The organism is Pollutibacter soli, assembly GCA_029269725.1.
GTDB classification, from domain to species: Bacteria; Bacteroidota; Bacteroidia; order Chitinophagales; family Chitinophagaceae; genus Pollutibacter; species Pollutibacter soli.
The window spans coordinates 175110-192920 of record JARJHS010000003.1 but is presented as its reverse complement, the minus strand read 5'-3'; the positions used below and the strand labels follow the sequence as shown (position 1 = coordinate 192920).

At 42.4% G+C, this 17811-nt stretch carries 17 protein-coding genes; 15 read left to right on the top strand and 2 right to left on the bottom strand.

All coding sequences use genetic code 11. The annotated features are described in order from the left end of the window. Nucleotides 1-9: 9 nt before the first annotated feature. Nucleotides 10-1266 carry an aminotransferase class I/II-fold pyridoxal phosphate-dependent enzyme gene (locus P2W82_RS09235; RefSeq protein ID WP_336515588.1) on the bottom strand — a complete coding sequence of 419 codons (1257 nt, stop codon included), beginning with the start codon at nucleotides 1264-1266 and terminating at the stop codon, nucleotides 10-12. A 165-nt stretch (nucleotides 1267-1431) separates the two neighbouring features. Between P2W82_RS09235 and pafA the strand changes: the two genes are divergently transcribed. The 3 genes from pafA to P2W82_RS09220 all read left to right on the top strand — a co-directional run bounded on the left by pafA (nucleotide 1432) and on the right by P2W82_RS09220 (nucleotide 5338). Then, complete coding sequence (gene pafA / locus P2W82_RS09230; RefSeq protein ID WP_336515587.1) at nucleotides 1432-3057, top strand: alkaline phosphatase PafA; 1626 nt, start codon at nucleotides 1432-1434, stop codon at nucleotides 3055-3057. 55 nt (nucleotides 3058-3112) lie between these two features. Continuing rightward, complete coding sequence (locus tag P2W82_RS09225; RefSeq protein ID WP_336515586.1) at nucleotides 3113-4597, top strand: S41 family peptidase; 1485 nt, start codon at nucleotides 3113-3115, stop codon at nucleotides 4595-4597. Nucleotides 4598-4873: 276 nt separating this feature from the next. Then, nucleotides 4874-5338 (top strand): RidA family protein, encoded by a 465-nt coding sequence (locus P2W82_RS09220; protein WP_336515585.1) that lies wholly within the window; start codon nucleotides 4874-4876, stop codon nucleotides 5336-5338. A gap of 542 nt (nucleotides 5339-5880) precedes the next feature. On the opposite strand, the gene P2W82_RS09215 is transcribed toward P2W82_RS09220, so the two are convergent. Beyond that, on the bottom strand, nucleotides 5881-6210 hold the full coding sequence (locus tag P2W82_RS09215; protein WP_336515584.1) for a single-stranded DNA-binding protein: 330 nt from the start codon (nucleotides 6208-6210) through the stop codon (nucleotides 5881-5883). Between the two features lie 179 nt (nucleotides 6211-6389). Here P2W82_RS09215 and P2W82_RS09210 point away from each other — a divergent pair, with 179 nt between their 5' ends. The 12 genes from P2W82_RS09210 (at nucleotide 6390) to P2W82_RS09155 (ending at nucleotide 17555) form a co-directional block, all read left to right on the top strand. Continuing rightward, a complete protein-coding gene (locus P2W82_RS09210; protein ID WP_336515583.1) occupies nucleotides 6390-6761 on the top strand; it encodes a hypothetical protein in 372 nt (123 codons plus the stop codon). Nucleotides 6762-6833: 72 nt separating this feature from the next. Then, complete coding sequence (locus P2W82_RS09205; RefSeq protein WP_336515582.1) at nucleotides 6834-7628, top strand: thymidylate synthase; 795 nt, start codon at nucleotides 6834-6836, stop codon at nucleotides 7626-7628. A gap of 353 nt (nucleotides 7629-7981) precedes the next feature. Beyond that, a complete protein-coding gene (locus P2W82_RS09200; RefSeq protein WP_336515581.1) occupies nucleotides 7982-8497 on the top strand; it encodes a dihydrofolate reductase in 516 nt (171 codons plus the stop codon). Between the two features lie 28 nt (nucleotides 8498-8525). Further along, nucleotides 8526-9323, top strand: coding sequence for an O-methyltransferase (locus P2W82_RS09195; protein ID WP_336515580.1), 798 nt, complete (start codon nucleotides 8526-8528; stop codon nucleotides 9321-9323). A 60-nt stretch (nucleotides 9324-9383) separates the two neighbouring features. Continuing rightward, nucleotides 9384-10454 carry an NAD(P) transhydrogenase subunit alpha gene (locus P2W82_RS09190; protein ID WP_336515579.1) on the top strand — a complete coding sequence of 357 codons (1071 nt, stop codon included), beginning with the start codon at nucleotides 9384-9386 and terminating at the stop codon, nucleotides 10452-10454. Between the two features lie 3 nt (nucleotides 10455-10457). After that, a complete protein-coding gene (locus P2W82_RS09185) occupies nucleotides 10458-10772 on the top strand; it encodes an NAD(P) transhydrogenase subunit alpha part 2 (RefSeq protein ID WP_336515578.1) in 315 nt (104 codons plus the stop codon). 29 nt (nucleotides 10773-10801) lie between these two features. After that, the gene (locus tag P2W82_RS09180; protein ID WP_336515577.1) at nucleotides 10802-12250 is read left to right on the top strand and encodes an NAD(P)(+) transhydrogenase (Re/Si-specific) subunit beta; all 1449 of its coding nucleotides are present in this window, start codon (nucleotides 10802-10804) and stop codon (nucleotides 12248-12250) included. A gap of 232 nt (nucleotides 12251-12482) precedes the next feature. Continuing rightward, nucleotides 12483-14720, top strand: a complete 2238-nt coding sequence (locus tag P2W82_RS09175; RefSeq protein ID WP_336515576.1) for a transferrin receptor-like dimerization domain-containing protein — start codon at nucleotides 12483-12485, stop codon at nucleotides 14718-14720. 45 nt (nucleotides 14721-14765) lie between these two features. Next, nucleotides 14766-15317, top strand: a complete 552-nt coding sequence (locus tag P2W82_RS09170; protein WP_336515575.1) for a GNAT family N-acetyltransferase — start codon at nucleotides 14766-14768, stop codon at nucleotides 15315-15317. Next, a complete protein-coding gene (locus P2W82_RS09165; RefSeq protein WP_336515574.1) occupies nucleotides 15307-15903 on the top strand; it encodes an MmcQ/YjbR family DNA-binding protein in 597 nt (198 codons plus the stop codon). The genes P2W82_RS09170 and P2W82_RS09165 overlap by 11 nt, the downstream gene beginning before the upstream one ends. A 52-nt stretch (nucleotides 15904-15955) precedes the next feature. After that, nucleotides 15956-16480, top strand: a complete 525-nt coding sequence (locus P2W82_RS09160; RefSeq protein WP_336515573.1) for a class I SAM-dependent methyltransferase — start codon at nucleotides 15956-15958, stop codon at nucleotides 16478-16480. Nucleotides 16481-16553: 73 nt separating this feature from the next. Further along, nucleotides 16554-17555, top strand: a complete 1002-nt coding sequence (locus tag P2W82_RS09155; RefSeq protein WP_336515572.1) for a bestrophin family protein — start codon at nucleotides 16554-16556, stop codon at nucleotides 17553-17555. The last annotated feature ends 256 nt before the right edge of the window (nucleotides 17556-17811 follow it).

Sequence of the window (17811 nt, the reverse complement as noted above, 5' to 3'; positions counted from 1 at the left end):
CGTTCAACCTTAAACTTCGGCCATGTGTGGAATTTCCACACTTTTATAGGTGCCGGCATCGAGTTTCTGTTTTGTTTCCTCAAACGCTATTAACGTGAGCCTGATATCTTCATCTGTATGAGAAGCTGTCGGAATCAGTCTGTAAATGATATGTCCTTTCGGAATTACCGGGTATACAACTATTGAACAGAATATGTTATAATTCTCTCTCAGGTCTGAAACCATTACGGTTGCCTCTTCCACACCTCCGCTCATATAAACCGGAGTTACCACTGAATCGGTTTTACCGATATCAAATCCTTTTTCCCTTAAACCCTGTTGAAGCTTGGTAGCATTTTCCCAAAGTTTGTCTTTGAGGGAAGGCTGTGTACGGAGCAGGTCCAGTCTTTTCAGATTGCCCAGTACCAATGGCATAGGCAATGATTTCGCAAAAATCTGGCTTCGGATATTATACCTGATATAATCGATGATATCTTTTGGTCCCGCAACAAATGCCCCGATAGAGGCCATTGACTTAGCGAACGTGGAGAAATACAAATCAATTTCGTCCTGTACACCCTGCGCTTCTCCGGCACCGGCTCCTGTTTTGCCAAGAGTTCCAAAACCGTGTGCATCATCCACCAATAAACGGAAAGTATATTTTTCTTTTAAAGCGCAGATCTCTTTCAGTTTACCCTGATCTCCTGCCATTCCGAAAACGCCTTCAGTAATCACCAGGATACCGCCGCTCTGCTGTCTCTCGATCAGCGTAGTCGCGCGTTGAAGCTGTTTTTCAAAATCCTCAACATCATTATGTTTAAAAACATAACGATGGCCTGGATGCATGCGCAAGCCGTCGATAATACACGCATGACTTTCCGCATCATAAACGATTACATCATGACGATTACAAAGAACATCGATCAGGCTCACCATGCCCTGGTAACCGAAATTCAACAGGATAGCATCCTCTTTCATTTCGAATGCAGCCAGCTCGCGTTCGAGTTGTTCGTGGTAATTGGAGTTTCCGCTCATCATCCGGGCGCCCATGGGTAATGCGAGGCCGAATTTTTCGGCAGCCTCGGCATCGGCTTTTCTCACTTCAGGATGATTAGCCAGGCCAAGGTAATTATTAAGACTCCAGACAATTTTTTCTTTGCCACGGAACAGCATCCGGCTTCCGATGGGGCCTTCCAGTTTGGGGAAAGCAAAATATCCATGTGCGGCACGACGGTGCTGTCCGATCGGACCATAGTTCTTTAGTAATCTTTCAAAAATATCAGCCATAAAACGGACAAATTGCGATTAAAAATTGCCGCAAATGTAAAGCTTTTAAGGCAACCTTTTACTACTCCTGAATGTATGTGCGTAAGTAACAGTTTTAGTTCTTTTTAGCAGTGCTTCAGGAATTCCAATAAATTTGAATGATAATCGGGCTTCAAATCGAATACTATGCGCAGCAAATTCTTCCTCGCTGGTTTTTCCACATTCATATTAAGTATCACTGTATTGCATGCTCAACAAATTGCCAGGCCAAAACTCGTTGTGGGTCTTATGGTTGACCAGATGCGGTGGGACTATTTGTACCGGTATTATGACCGTTACAGCGAAAACGGTTTTAAAAGATTGATGAGTGAGGGTTTTAACTGCCAGAATACGATGATTCCTTATGCGCAGACCCTGACCGCAGCGGGTCATGCTTCAGTATACACGGGATCAGTACCGGCAATCAATGGTATTATTGGAAACGAATGGTATGACCGCAGCCTGGGCAGATCGATGTACTGCGTGGAGGATCAGGATGTGAAAATCGTGGGCGGCGGGCCGCAGAGTCAGCCGATGTCGCCAAAAAATCTTTGGACAACAACAATAACAGACGAACTCAGGCTGGCCACTAATTTTAGATCGAAAGTGATTGGTGTCGCGATAAAAGATCGTGGCGGTATTTTACCTGCAGGTCATTCCGCCAATGGCGCTTACTGGTATGACCCCACCACCGGCAACTGGGTTTCCAGTACTTTTTATATGCCTGATATTCCAAATTGGGTGAAAGGCTTTAATGGCAGAAAGATTGTTGATTCCTTATACAAACTCGAATGGAATACGTTGTATCCTGTCGAAACTTATGTCCAGAGTGACAGAGATGATAGTCCTTCAGAGGGTAAATTCAGTTTTGAACCCAAACCTGCTTTCCCGCATAAACTTTCTCTTCTGGCGGGAAAAAATTATGGGTTGATATCTGCAACACCTCACGGTTCAACGATGACGCTGGAGTTTGCAAAATCTGCATTGGTGAATGAACAGTTAGGCGCGGATGATATCACGGATTTTTTAGCAGTGAGTATATCATCTCCGGATTATGTCGGTCACCAGTACGGTCCGAATTCTGTTGAGGTTGAAGATGTGTACCTGCGCCTTGATAAAGATCTCGCAGCATTTTTCAGTTTTCTTGACGCCAAAGTAGGAAAGGGTCAATATACTTTTTTCATCACTGCTGATCATGCCGTTGCACATGTGCCGACATTCCTCCAGGAACATAAAATTCCTGGAAAGGCTTTGCCTTACGCTGAAACAGAAGCTGAAATCGCATTGCAGAAAAAATACGGGATAAAGAATCTGGTTCAGGCTTTTGAAAACATGCAGTTCTATCTCGACAGAAGAATTATCGATAGTGCAAAACTCAATTATGCTGAAGTAAAATCTGCCTTTATCGCAGAGCTTAATAAAATGCCCGACGTATTACTGGCATTCGATAACCAGGAAGCGGGAGAAGTAAGCCTTCCTGTTGAAGTAAAAGAAATGTTTTCCAAAGGATACAATGCGAAGCTGGGTGGTGAGATTCAGGTCTTGTTAAAACCGGGATATTTCTATGGCGGAAAGACAGGTACTACTCACGGAACCCCTTATCCCTATGATTCTCACATTCCTCTTCTCTTTATGGGTTGGGGAGTGAACAGTGGCGGTAAGTTATATCGTGAAGTACATATGACTGACATTGCACCGACAATCGCAGCCCTGCTTCATATACAGATGCCCAATGGTAATATAGGAAAAGTAATTCCTGAAGTGATTAAATAGTATTTTTCGCAATCCCTGACTTTTACCAGCTCTGCGAAAACACTATGGAAATACGATGTATATAAAGATTATACTTTTTTCATTCTTGTTATTTCAGGCGCAGTTTCTAAGTGCACAGAACTCTGATGCATCTCTATTAAATAAGAAATTTACCACAAAGGAATTACTGCAAGACCTGGCGATAATTAAAGATAGTCTTCAACTAGTGCATCCCGCATTATACCGTTATCAAACTTCGGAACAGTTTGAAACGGGTTTTAATACTGTCTCTTCAAATCTGAGCAAGGTCAATTCGGTTTCAGGTTTTTACAGCCTTGTTTCTCCGCTTTTAAGTTCCGTTGGAGACCTTCATACAACAATCGAATTGCCCGATGAATTCTATTCAGAAGTGGCAAGCAATTCACTTTTAATTCCTGTTGACATCAGAATAATAGATAACAAGATTTTTGTCGTCAGCGATAACACCAAGGATAGTTCAGTCGGGTTAGGAAACAGAATTCTGAAAATCAATGACAGGAAGGCCTCAGATGTAATTGGCGAAATGAAAAAGTATTTTTCGGCTGAAGGCAGCAACCAGACTTTTAAGACCAAACGGATAGAGCAACGATTCGCATTTCTTCATTCCATTGCATACGGGGAATCCAGGAAAATCAGGCTGGAAATTTTAAGCGAAAGCAAAAATAAATTCACGCGAAATATTGATGCATTACCATTTGCAGTCATCCGGCAAAACCGGGCAAAAAACCAGAAGCATTTTCCTGCTATAAAATCCCTTTTTGTACAGGAGCCATTTTTATCTCTTTCTGTAGATGATCAAAATAAAAATGCTGTACTCACTATCAAATGGTTTCAGAACGATGTACTGGAATCAGCAGGGCTGATGTTTAAAAAATTTATTGATTCGGCATTTTCCAGGATCAACGAAGTAAAAGTTAAAAATCTTATCATAGATATTCGTAACAATGGAGGTGGTGAAAGTGCAAATGCGGCGTATTTGTACTCATGGTTAAGTGATCGGCCATTTCGCTTTTTGTACGCAATGGATACCAACAGGATTAACTACGGGATAGATAGTATTGCAGGAGTCAGATATGAATATGTCCGAGAGCTTGAAAAATATCGTACACGCGATAGTAATGCTGGTGAACAAAGATTTTTCGGTTTAGATTTTCAGCATCCGCAGGAAAATAATTTTAGGGGAAATGTTTATGTGTTGATTGATGGGCTGACAGTTTCCGCAGCACCACAATTTGCTGCGCTGATAAAAAATAATAGAAGGGGTGTGTTGATTGGTGAAGAAGCACCAGGTACTATTAACGGTGGATCCGGTCGCGGTTATTCGTATTTTCGGCTTCCAAATACCGGCATGCTGGTAATGATTTCTCAATACAGATTATACCTCACAGATCCGGAATCAAATGTCCGTGATCAATGTGTCCGACCTGATCTATTCGTATCAAAAACAATCCGGGATATCATCAAGGGAAAGGATCCGGAGATGGATCTTGCAGAAAAAATGATTAAGAAAAATCTGAATTGATTTCGGATTATTCTCTGATTCGTCCCAATTTGTCAAAGATCTTATGGCTTCCAGGCAATGAAAGCTCAATTCATAGATCAATATGCTGCACAATCGTTAGGCTCAGCACTTTTCCGGAGTTCCGATCCACCTAAATACCTTCATCAAAAAACTTCGCCAATTTTCAATTCCAGAATAATCCTGTTGGATTTCCGAATTGAATTTGACCCCAAAATCTGATTAAATTCTCCCTATTTAATCTACCGTGCTTTTAATTTGTAATTCAATTTTTATGTTATGAAATGTATTGTCTTCAGTCTCCTGATTTGTTTGTCATTTTTTGCCAGTGCGCAAAATAATCAGTCAGTTCGGTTTTTAAATCCTCTCACGATCCATAAACCAAATGGTTATTCGCATTCTGCCATCATTGATCTTGGGAACAGCAAAATGGTAATTCTTTCCGGCCAGGTCGCTCTCGATAAGGACGGCAATCTCGTTGGCAAGGCAGATATTGCGAAACAGACTGAACAGGTTTTTGCAAATATCAAAAGTTCGATTACGGAAATAGGTGGAAATATGAATCAGCTGGTGAAGCTGAATTATTTTATTCTGCATGGACAGGAAATCCAGCCTGTCAGAGAAGTGCGAAACAAATTTATCAATACCTCAACGCCACCTGCGAGCACACTTGTAAAGGTTAGCGGACTTTTCCGTGATGACATATTGATTGAAATCGAAGCAACTTTTATTGTTCCAGAATAGATCGGTCCTCAATTCATTAAAAATCGTTCATAATATCTCTATGTAATCTTGATGATTAATTGAGGCAGGCGGCGTTTTTCGTCTGCCTGCCCTGCCTACCGGACAGGCAGGAGGCAAAGGCAGGTTTTTCGTTCATCGTTGTCCATTGAAGAGGAGTTATTTACTGGATTGTAGTATAAAAAATTCGACGAATAAATCTGATGTGGAGCCAACCAAGGTTTTTTACGCTTAGATTTTAACCTTGATACAGACACTGGCATCAAAATATTTAAGTAATTCAATATCCACCAGGATTCACAACAAACAGCAGACGTTAAGTGCCAACTCCATCACTTGAATACCCTTCATTTTGAAAGATTAAATACTTTTAAAAAAGTGAACCCGACCGGTAATTGAAAGAATGCAGACCTGATTTTATTTTGCAACTATAGTTTCAGTCAATCACACCGAATCCTACCAGCATATAGCCTTCCCACAGCCATCAATCTACCTACAAAACATTTCAAACTCCAAATTCCTTCAATACCAGTCGGGAACACTCATTAACTCAGCACAACAAAATCGCTAACGACAATATCCGTCGCGTATTTTTTGGTACCATCTTTAGCAACATAGCTTTTACTCGATAAACGTCCATTGATCACAACATGTTTCCCCTTCGTCAACGACTGCTCAACAAGCAATGCCGTCTTTCCCCAGGCTACCGCATTATGCCACTGTAGTTCCCGAATGGTTTCACCCAACTGATTCGTCTTGTACTCTTCCGTCGTAATTGAAAACCGCGCCATCTTTTTCTGGTTGCCATACTCGCTGATCCTCGGATCACGCCCCAGATTCCCCGCTAACTGCACTTTGTTCACTGCCTCTTTCATCGTTTTCATTTTCTTACATCATTTATAATTCGCTTTTGTAAAGCATCACCAGGGCCCCGATGATGATGAAACAAAGTTGAATTATCCATGAGTATTTAACCGGTTTTTAACCATTTATTCCCGATCATAAACGATGAAAACAACTTGTAAACGGAAAATCAGTATAGTATTTTCAATTTATGAAAGAAGAAAGGTCGTGTCTTAACTGCGGAGATAAAATAAAAGGTCGCGCAGACAAAAAATTCTGTGACGACCAATGCCGCAATGCCTATAATAATCTATTGAATGGGAAAGCAAATAACTCGATCCGGAAGATCAATAACATCTTAAAACAAAACCGTCGAATCCTCGAGAATATTTTCAACAGGAATAAATCCCACTCAAAAGTGGGAAAACAATCCCTGATCAATCATGGCTTTCGGTTGAATTATCATACACATCAATTCAGTAGTAAGTCGGGAGCTCTTTATTATTTTTCATATGAGTACGGAATATTACTGCAGGGTGACGAAGTCGTGGTGGTGAAAAGAGAGGAGAATTCTGTATCTTAATCTTCTCCACCGCTTTTACACATTCATTTTTATCAACTTCCCTATTCGTTGCCAATTTGGTAATTTTACCGGATGGAGCAATATCTGAGACTTCTGGCTGATATCATCGATCATGGAGCAGAAAAATCCGATCGCACCGGTACGGGTACCAAAAGCATTTTTGGATACCAGATGCGTTTCAATCTTTCAGAAGGATTTCCAATGGTTACCACGAAAAAGCTCCATACCCGGAGTATCATACACGAACTTCTCTGGTTTCTGAAAGGAGAAACCAATATCAGGTACCTGAAAGAAAATGGCGTTAGTATCTGGGACGAATGGGCTGATGAAAATGGTGAACTGGGGCCGGTGTATGGTAAGCAGTGGCGCAGCTGGGAAAGCGCAGATGGTAAAAAAATCGACCAGATCAGCTGGCTCATCAATGAAATAAAAAGAAATCCTGATAGCAGACGATTGATTGTGAGCGCATGGAATGTCGGTGAACTTCCACAAATGGCATTGATGCCTTGCCATTCGTTATTTCAATTCTATGTTGCCAACGGAAAGTTATCCTGTCAACTGTATCAGCGTTCTGCGGATTCATTTCTCGGAGTTCCCTTCAACATTGCCTCATATGCATTACTCACGCATATGGTAGCGCAGGTTTGCGATTTAGGCGTAGGAGATTTTGTTCATAGTTTCGGTGATGTTCATCTTTATAATAATCACCTGGACCAGGCAAACCTTCAGCTTTCAAGAGAACCTCTCCCTCTCCCTACATTAAAATTAAATCCTGAAATAAAAGATATTTTCGGTTTTAAGTTTGAGGATATTACTATCGAAAATTATGTGAGTCACCCGGCGATAAAGGCGCCAGTTGCTGTATAGTGGGGAGGCCGTAGTGAGGTAACAGGAGATGTAGGTAGTAATTTTTAGTTACAGGCGTCAATTTCATAGCATCAGCAAACCTGCCTGGCACTTTAAATAACTCGGTGAGCAAAAAAAATGATCAGGGGAGAATGTTTCGCGATTGTCTTTCTGACGTCTAAACATTTTATTAAAAGGTTTACATTTTTCAAAAAGCCTGCTCAAAGCTCAGTTGCAGTGATATGTTACAGAATGCTTGTTACTGCTTTCTCCTCCCCAAATCCCCTGCCTTATTACGCCTGCCTCCTGTCTTGCTGTTTCCAGACTCGATTTAAACCAAAAAAAATATATTTGTTGATTAATCATTCCTTTTAATGATTGTTTCTTTAGTATTAGCTGCATCCGAAGACAATGCCATTGGCAAGAATAACCAATTGCTCTGGCATCTGCCGAATGATATGCGTTTCTTTAAAAACACGACCTGGGGGATGCCCGTGATCATGGGTCGTAAAACTTTTGAAGCGCTTGCCGGAGAACCACTTCCGGGAAGATTTAATATTGTGGTGACACGTCAACGCGACTGGCAGGCTAACCGGCCGGGAGTCTGGGTGGCAAATACATTAGAGTCCGCATTAATAAGGTCACGTGAAACGAATTGCAATGAAGTATATGTAATTGGGGGAGGGGAAATTTACACGCAGGCCTTACCGTTAGCTGATAAAATCTATCTCACACGTGTTCATGCAAAGTTCCCAGATGCCGATGCTCATTTCGAAGGGTTTATTGAAAAAGAATGGTCTCTCAAATCCAGAATCGACTGCTATAAGGATGATAAACACGCATACGATTATAGTTTCGAAACCTGGGAACGTTCAACCTTGGTCGTTTAACGTATAACGTTCAACGTAAAACGTAAACATGCACCCTCCCTTTATTATCGCTTTAAAGTATATCAGGTATTGGCTTAGTGCTTCCAACGGGAAAGGTCATGGAACGCATTCTCCTTTTGTTTACAATTTCATTGTAAAGTTGTTAAATGATAAGCGTGAATATGCGGAGTTCAGTTCGATAGAATCTTTGCGTAAAAAGTTGTTGCTTTCCAATGAAATTATTGAAGTAGACGATTTCGGTGCGGGTTCAGTCAATGGAACAAAAAAAAAGCGGAAAATTGCGGAGATCGCGAGACTCGCTGCTAAGCCGAAAAAATATGCGCAGCTACTTTTTAAAATTGTAAGGTATTATAACAGTACACCGGTTGTTGAGCTCGGTACTTCATTGGGAATTACCACGGCATATCTTGCCAGCGCATCGCAGAAGTCAAATGTAATCAGTCTGGAAGGCGCTCCGCGCATTGCCGATGTAGCCAGGAAAAATATGGCTGCGCTGGGATTAGAAAACGTTAAGATAATTACGGGTAATTTTGATGATACATTTTCGGAAGCATTAAAAACTGCAGGTCATCCTGGGCTGGTATTTTTTGACGGTAACCATCGATACCAGCCAACAATGCATTATTTCAACCAGGCTTTGGACCATCTTAGTGAAAAATCAATTTTTATTTTTGATGATATACACTGGAGTGAAGGAATGGAAAAAGCCTGGGAAGAGATAAAAGGCTTTCCATCGGTTACCTGTACTATTGATCTTTTTTTTATAGGACTGGTATTTTTTAATCCGGATTTTAAGGAAAAGCAGCATTTCGTAATCCGTTACTGATCTGATGGCGGCTGCTTTTTTATTTTTACTTATCTTCCGTTCTAAACCCGAAATATCCTCATGATCATAGGTGTTCTGAAAGAATCTGTACCAGAAACCCGTGTGTCGCTGCTGTCGGAGGCTGTTGCTGCATTGGTTAAAAAAGGAATTACGGTATGGGTAGAAAACGGCGCTGGCGTCAGTGCATTCTGCAGTGACGATGACTATCTTAAAGCCGGCGCAACCATTCATTCCGGCGCCGAAATTGCTTCCAGTGCAAATGTGATACTCTCCATAAACCCTCCACCACAACTTCCGGCAAAAGGTTCTGTACTTATTGGCGTTTACCAGGCATTGTTTGATAAAACACATGTTAGTAGCTGGATCGGAAATGGAGTTACGGTTTTCAGTCTTGATCTGCTGCCAAGAACCACGCGTGCGCAAAGTATGGATGTGTTAAGCAGCCAGGCAAATATTGCCGGATACAAAGCAGTGATTGAAGCTGCGGCTAACTATTCCCGTTATTTCCCCATGTTTATGACTGCAGCTGGAAGTATTCCTCCTGCAAAAGTATTGATACTCGGTGCCGGTGTAGCCGGCTTGCAGGCAATCGCCACTGCACGCAGGTTAGGTGCAGTGGTGGAAGTGTTTGATACAAGGCCGGCTGTCAAAGAAGAAGTGATGAGCCTGGGTGCACGTTTTGTGGAAGTGGATGGGGCGGCAGATGCAACCAAAGCCGGGGGATACGCAGTTGATCAGTCAGACGAATACAAAGCGAAACAACAGCAACGCATAGGCGAAGCCATTGCGAAATCGGATATAGTTGTTACAACTGCACAAATTCCTGGTAAGAAAGCGCCGATACTGATCACTGAAAATATGCTGAAACAGATGCGCTCAGGTTCTGTGATTGTTGATCTCGCCGCGAAAACGGGTGGCAACACACCATTTACAAAGAATGATGAGACAGTTCGCTACCAGGGAGTAACCATCATTGGAAACAGCAACCTTGCTGCAACAATGCCTTATGATGCAAGTAAATTATACGGGAAAAATGTGCTGAACTTTTTACAACTGATCATCGACAAAGAAGGGAAACTGAATACCGCGGTTGATGATGACCTGGTAAAAGGAGCAATGGCAAAATTATAAACCATGGAAAATTTTCTTCATTGGATCGCCGGACATCAGCAGATGATATACATAGTTATCCTGATGATTTTTGTAGGAATTGAAGTGATCGGTCATGTGCCGAGTGTATTGCATACGCCATTGATGAGCGGTGCAAATGCAATTCATGGAGTCGTGATCATTGGTGCAATCATCGTCATGGGAAAGGCAGAACCTGGAAACTGGGCAGCCATTATACTTGGATTTATTGCTGTTGTTCTCGGCACACTGAATGTAGTGGGTGGTTTTGTAGTGACAGACCGTATGCTGGAAATGTTTAAGAAAAAGAAAAAAGCATAGCCTCAGTTTCAGCCGATAAAAATTAAGAAATGGAATTGAACATACTGACCGTCTGTTATCTGCTGGCATCCGTGAGTTTTATCTTCGGATTAAAGTTATTGTCGAATCCTGCTACGGCGAGGCGCGGTAATTCGATCGCTGCTGCTGGTATGGCGCTGGCCATTTTCGGAACGATATTTCTTTATCGTGATGAAAATGGAAACAGTTTACATAATTACGGTTGGATTTTTGGTGGACTCGTCATCGGATCGATCATAGGGATATTTGCTGCGAAAAAAGTGAAGATGACCGCGATGCCGGAGATGGTGAGCCTCTTCAATGGAATGGGCGGTGCATGTGCTGCGTTGATATCTATTGTCGAATTTAATCATCTCGTCCATGGATTTAAAGAAGCAGCATACGCTTCAGATGGCTTTTCTTTCTTCAGCAACGTTGATAAAACCACTTTGCTGATTATTCTGCTGGGCTTGATCATTGGTTCTGTTTCATTTTCCGGAAGTATGATTGCCTGGGGAAAATTAAATGGCAGGATAAAAGACTTCAATTTTAAAGGCCAGCACATCATCAATAACCTGCTGATCATTTTAATTTTTGGTCTTGCAGCATTTATACTTATTGCAAGTCCGGAGGAAACAGTATTGTATTTCTATGCGATTGTTGCCTTGTCAGTCATCTACGGTATTTCATTTGTGATGCCCATTGGCGGTGCTGATATGCCCGTGGTAATTTCTCTGTTGAATTCATTCACCGGTGTTGCAGCCGCCTGTGGTGGTTTCCTGTACGACAATAAAGTAATGCTTACAGGTGGTATATTAGTTGGTGCAGCCGGAACCTTGCTTACGATCCTGATGTGTAAGGCGATGAATCGTTCTTTATTGAATGTATTAATCGGTTCATTTGGCGGAAGTGCAAACGGAAGCGCAGGTGCTGCACAACAGGGCGGTGGTGCTTACAAAGAAATTTCACTGAGTGATACGGCGATGGTGATGGCCTATGCAAACAGGATCATGATTGTTCCCGGTTATGGTTTAGCGGTAGCGCAGGCACAACACGTGTGTCATGAACTCGAAAAAACGCTGGAAGCAAAAGGTGTTGAAGTAAAGTATGCGATACATCCGGTGGCTGGTCGTATGCCCGGTCATATGAACGTATTACTTGCAGAAGCAGATGTGAGCTATGATAAACTGCTGGAAATGGAACAGGCCAATGACGAATTAAAAACCACAGATGTTGTACTTGTGCTGGGTGCAAACGATGTTGTCAATCCTGCAGCTAAAACCGATCCCGGATCACCAATTTTTGGAATGCCGATTCTTGAAGTGGAGGAGGCAAAAACCGTGATCGTCAATAAAAGAAGCATGAAACCAGGATATGCAGGTATAGAAAACCAGCTGTTTTTTCAACCCAAGACTTCAATGTTGTTCGGTGATGCAAAGAAAGTGCTGCAGGATCTGCTGGCGGAAGTGAGAAACTTATAAGGTAAGCGATATCAGGAAAAGTGAATCAGATGCTAAAAGTCAGTAGTGTATGTCGGACATCATGGTGATGTGTGGTTACCACTGACTTCTGCCCGGCCAAAACGAATCCGGAAATTGGAAGTCGCCACCGAACTTTTGTCCTGCTTCATAAAAGAAACAGTTCAGTACTCAGAAACTTTACTCAACGATTGCTCGCCATCTTTTCAATTTCTATTCAAAACCTTTCTGAAAAATGAGAAAACTTATTTTGCTGTCTGCATTTTCTTTATCCGGCCTGGCGCCTGCAAGTGTCAGCGCACAGGAAAAAATTTCCGGTTTTAATCCGACTTCCGCGTCCACGGAAATAAAACTCGAAAAAGCAATGGACTCGCTGATCAGTCCCAAAGATCAGCAGGTGTGGATGGAATTTCTTTCATCACGTCCTCATCATCTTGGTTCATCGCAGGATAAGATCAATGCCGATTACATGGCTAAACTTTTCAGGGAATGGGGATATGACACTGAATTGTCAAGTTACCAGGTTTTATTTCCGACTCCGAAAACAAGATTGCTCGAATTGCTCGGCACTAAAAAATTCACTGCAAAACTTGAAGAGTCGACATTAAAAGAAGATCGCACCAGCGGTCAGAAATCTGAACAGTTACCGACATATAATGCTTATTCGGCAGATGGCGATGTAACTGCTGAACTGGTATTTGTGAATCGCGGAGTTCCTGCTGATTATGAAGTTTTGAGAAAAGCTGGTATCAGTGTAAAAGGGAAAATTGTGATAGCTAAATATGGTGGATCGTGGCGCGGAATTAAACCGAAGCTAGCCGCTTTTCATGGTGCTATCGGTTGCCTGATTTATTCTGATCCTCTCGATGATGGATATGGTGCCGGTGATGCCTACCCGAAAGGGCCTTATCGTCCCGGAGATGGAGCGCAGCGCGGATCTGTTATGGATATGCCTGTAACGCCAGGTGACCCCACGACACCAGGCTTTGCTTCAACACCGGATGCGAAACGTCTGTCCGTTGCCGAATCTCCGACGATCATGAAGATTCCGGTGTTGCCGATTTCCTGGGAAGATGCGAAACCCTTACTGGAATCATTGCAAGGCCCGGTAGCACCTGATGAATGGCGTGGCGGATTACCAATAACTTACCATATGGGCCCGAGTGTAGCAAAAGTTCATTTGAAACTGGCTTTCAACTGGGATTTGAAACCCGTTTATAATGTGATCGCAACGTTGAAAGGTTCTGAGCTACCGGATGAATGGATCATTCGCGGCAACCACCATGATGCATGGGTAAACGGAGCTGCTGATCCACTCAGCGGAATGGTGGCTGTGATGAGTGAAGCAAAAGCAATTGGCATTCTTGCAAAACAAGGTTTCAAGCCTAAACGTACAATTATTTTCTGCGGATGGGATGGTGAAGAGCAGGCACTCCTGGGTAGCACGGAATGGGTTGAAGATCATGCATCTGAATTGCAGAAGAAAGCAGTGGCCTATATCAATTCCGATGGAAACAGTCGTGGTTTTATCCATGGAGGCGGCTCGCATGCGTTCGAACCTTTTTTTAATGAAATCATTAGTGTAGTAAAGGATCCGCAAACAGGAGTAAGCATTCGTGATCGCAGGTATGCAGTAGAAATGGTTTTGGGCGACAGAGCAAAACGCACCCGAATCATGGGCAATAAAACAATAAAACTTTCTGCGTTAGGTGCCGGCTCAGATTATTCGCCATTCTTTCAGCACCTGGGAATACCTTCTTTCAATATTGGATTTGGTGGTGAAGGATCCGGTGGTGAATATCATTCTATTTACGACAGCTATGATCATTTTGTACGTTTCAAAGATCCAGGTTTCGCCTATGGCGCAGCGTTAGCGTCAACCGCGGGAAGAATGGTTTTGCGCCTTGCTAATGCAGATATTATTCCTGCTGATTTTACAACTTTGTATTCGACTATCAATGGTTATGTCGGCGAAGTAAAAACGCTTGCAGACAATATACGTATTGATGCGGAGCATGATATAGCCATGGCAGCGGAAAAATTATATGACCTGGCCCGGGATCCGAAAGAACCTTATGTAGCTGCAGAAGTTTCCGCGAAGGTTCCTTTTTTCAATTTCAGCAGATTGGATAATGCAATGGTACAGTTTAAAACAGCAGCAGACAGTTATAAGAAGTTATCTGCAAAAGCGGAACAACTACCGGAAGCAAAAAGAAATGAATTGAATAATATTCTTTTCCAGGCTGAAAAGAGTTTGTTGCTGGACAAAGGACTTCCGCGCCGGCCGTGGTACAGACATCTGATTTACGCGCCTGGTTATTTTACAGGTTATGGTGTTAAAACATTGCCGGGCGTTCGTGAAGCGATCGAAGAAAAAAACTGGGCTGAAGCGCAGGAACAAATCGGGTTGTTGTCTGGAGTGATCGAAGCATTTACTGCAGAAATTGAGAAAGCAAATGCTGTTCTGAAATAAGACAACGAACAACGAACAACGAACAATCACCTGAAACTAATTCTCTTGGAAAAATTTCCTCCTGATATTGAGCTTGATGAATTCCTTTTAACTGCAATTAAACCACATCACGCCTCTGCAATGTTCGAACTCCGGACAAATGAAGCGGCGATGAAATTCATCAACAAGGCAAAACCAGTTTCCATAGATGAAGTGATGGCGATGATCCGGGGAATGCAACAGGAGTTCCATATGAACAGAACAAAAGCCTGGGGAATCATCCATAAGCCTGATGGGCGTTTGATTGGCACGATAGGTTATTACCGGATGTTACCTGAGCATTTCCGCGGAGAGATTGGTTATATGTTACATCCCGATTTCTGGGGTAAAGGAATTATGCGAAAGTTAATTGATGTGGTGATCAAACATGGTTTTGAAGAGATGGGATTACATAGTATCGAAGCGAGAATTAATCCTGCGAATGATAATTCAAGAAAGATTCTTGAGCGTTCCGGTTTTGTGCGTGAAGGATATTTTAAAGAGAGTTTCTTTTTTGACGGACAATTTCTTGATACTGAAATTTTCGGTCTGCTAAAAAAAACTAAAGATGGAAATTGAAGATATACAAAAATTCTGCAAGTCTTTTCCTGGTATTCGCGAGGATATCAAATGGGGCGACAATCTTTGCCTGATGGCAGGGGAAAAAATCTTTTGCATGATCAGTCTTGATGCAGTTCCAGTGACTATCGGTTTCAAAACCGACCCTGTTGAATTTGATGAACTCATCCACCAGGATGGTTTTGTTCCGGCTCCATATCTTGCAAAAAGTCATTGGGTGTTGCATAAAAACATGAAAGGATTGCCTGCAACACAATTGAAAAATCATCTTGCAAAATCTTACGGGCTTGTTGTTTCAAAAATGACAGCGAAGGCGAAAACAGAAGCTGGGATAGCAGTCGGGCATCAACAGCGAGGCAATAGTAAGAATCCAGGAGGCAATAGGGAACAGCCGAATAAGATGGGGAATCAGAAGTCTGTTGGCAAAAGTCAGAAGTCAAAAGCCACCAGTCGAAAGCCGGAAGTTAAAAGTTCGAAGTTGAAAGTTGAAAGTATAAAGGCAAAACCCGGTAAAACAAAAGTCAAGGCGATAGATAAAAGCACTTTGAAAGCTATCCAAAAAAAGAAGGGCAGGTCTGGAAAATAATACGGGGAATTGACAAAAGAAACGTTCATTTTCAACATTCAACTTTCAACTTTTGGAACTCAGCGAAGCTATACAACTCATCGACACACCTGAAATCAGGATAAATCATCCCAGTGTATGGGCTGACCTTGGTGCTGGGTCCGGTCTGTTTAGTTTTGCCATTGCAGAATTGCAGAAACCGGGAACTGTGGTGTATGCCGTGGAAAAAAACCATGTGCCGTTGCTGAAAGCAAAACCATCGAACAATGTTGAAATAAAACTGTTACACAAAGATTTTGCATCAGAGGATCTGGATCTGCCGCCATTGGACGGCGTTATCATCGCAAATGCATTGCATTTTATCGGTGATAAAATGAGTTGCCTGGAAAAGCTGATGAAGCAGGTGAAGCCAGGGGCTCCATTCGTGATTGTGGAATATGATCTTTATGTTGCCAGCCGTTGGGTGCCGTATCCGTTGCCTCAATCAGAACTTGCGGATCTTTTCCATCCATTTGGATATCATATGATAAAAATGATCGGCGACAAACCATCCGTTTATAATCGTTCGAGAATTTATAGTGCGCTGTTGCGCCCCTGATGTATGTTTCCCGATCGCTGCATTTTAGTTTTTTGTTGATATTTTCACAGAATCTGAACTAACTGTATTCAATATGCATGCAGGTAAATCTTACAGGCTTGGAGAGTTCCTGGCATGGACCAAGCGGGATATACTCGGACTGGTAATCCTTGCCGTTGTTCCTACAGCTTTATATGTTTTTGCAGGATGGCATTGGCTTGCTATTCCGTGGGTCCCGATTACCATGTTGGGTACGGCAGCCGCATTTATCGCCGGCTTTAGAAATAATGCCACTTATAATCGTTTATGGGAGGCAAGACAGATATGGGGCAGTATTGTCAACAGCAGTCGCACCTGGGGAATTATGGCGAGGGATTTTATCAGTACAGATAATCCGCTTACTGATCGGGAAATTCATCATCAGATGATCTATCGCCATATTGCATGGCTTACTGCCTTAAGGTTTCAGCTGCGCGAAAAGAAAACCTGGGAGAACCATGATATAGGTGCATTCAAAGATTATCGCAGGAATTATAGAGTGGAAGAAGAAGAGACTGAAATGGCCGATGTGCTTTTAAATTTCGTTTCCAAAGTGGAAAGAGATTTCATCATGGCCAGGAAAAACAAAGCTGCGCAGATTATCAGTATGCAGTCAGCGCAGCTGCGTGCACTATCAGATGCAGGAAGTGTTTCAGAATTCAGGTATACTCAACTTGAAAGTGTGTTGAAAGAATTGTACGATCACCAGGGCCGTTGTGAGCGAATCAAGAACTTTCCATATCCCCGTCAGTTTTCTACCATCAGCAGGTTCTTTATCCGTCTTTTCGTGTTTATGTTGCCGTTAGGAATGCTGAATGAGTTCAGTAAACATGGCGAAAAAATGATCTGGATGGCAGTACCTTTCAGTATAATTGTTTCCTGGGTATTTACAACACTGGAGAGAGTAGGACAGGCTACCGAAAATCCTTTTGAAGGCGGTGCAAACGATGTTCCAATTACTTCTATGAGTCGTACCATTGAGATCGATCTGCGTGAAATGCTGGGGGAAACAGAATTGCCGCCACCCATACAGCCGGTGAATAGTATTTTGATGTAAGTAGAATAGGAGAATACAGAATGCAGGAGGAAAACTGGAACTGAAAACCGAAAACAGGAAAAAGGGAATACAGAATAAAGCGAAACGGAAAATGCCCTATGTTGATTGCAGATCGTAGAGACGCGATGCATCGCGTCTCTACGATCTGCAATCAACGAACAACGAACAACGAACAACGAACAACGAACAACGAACAACGAACAACGAACAACGAACAACGAACAACGAACAACGAACAACGAACAACGAACAACGA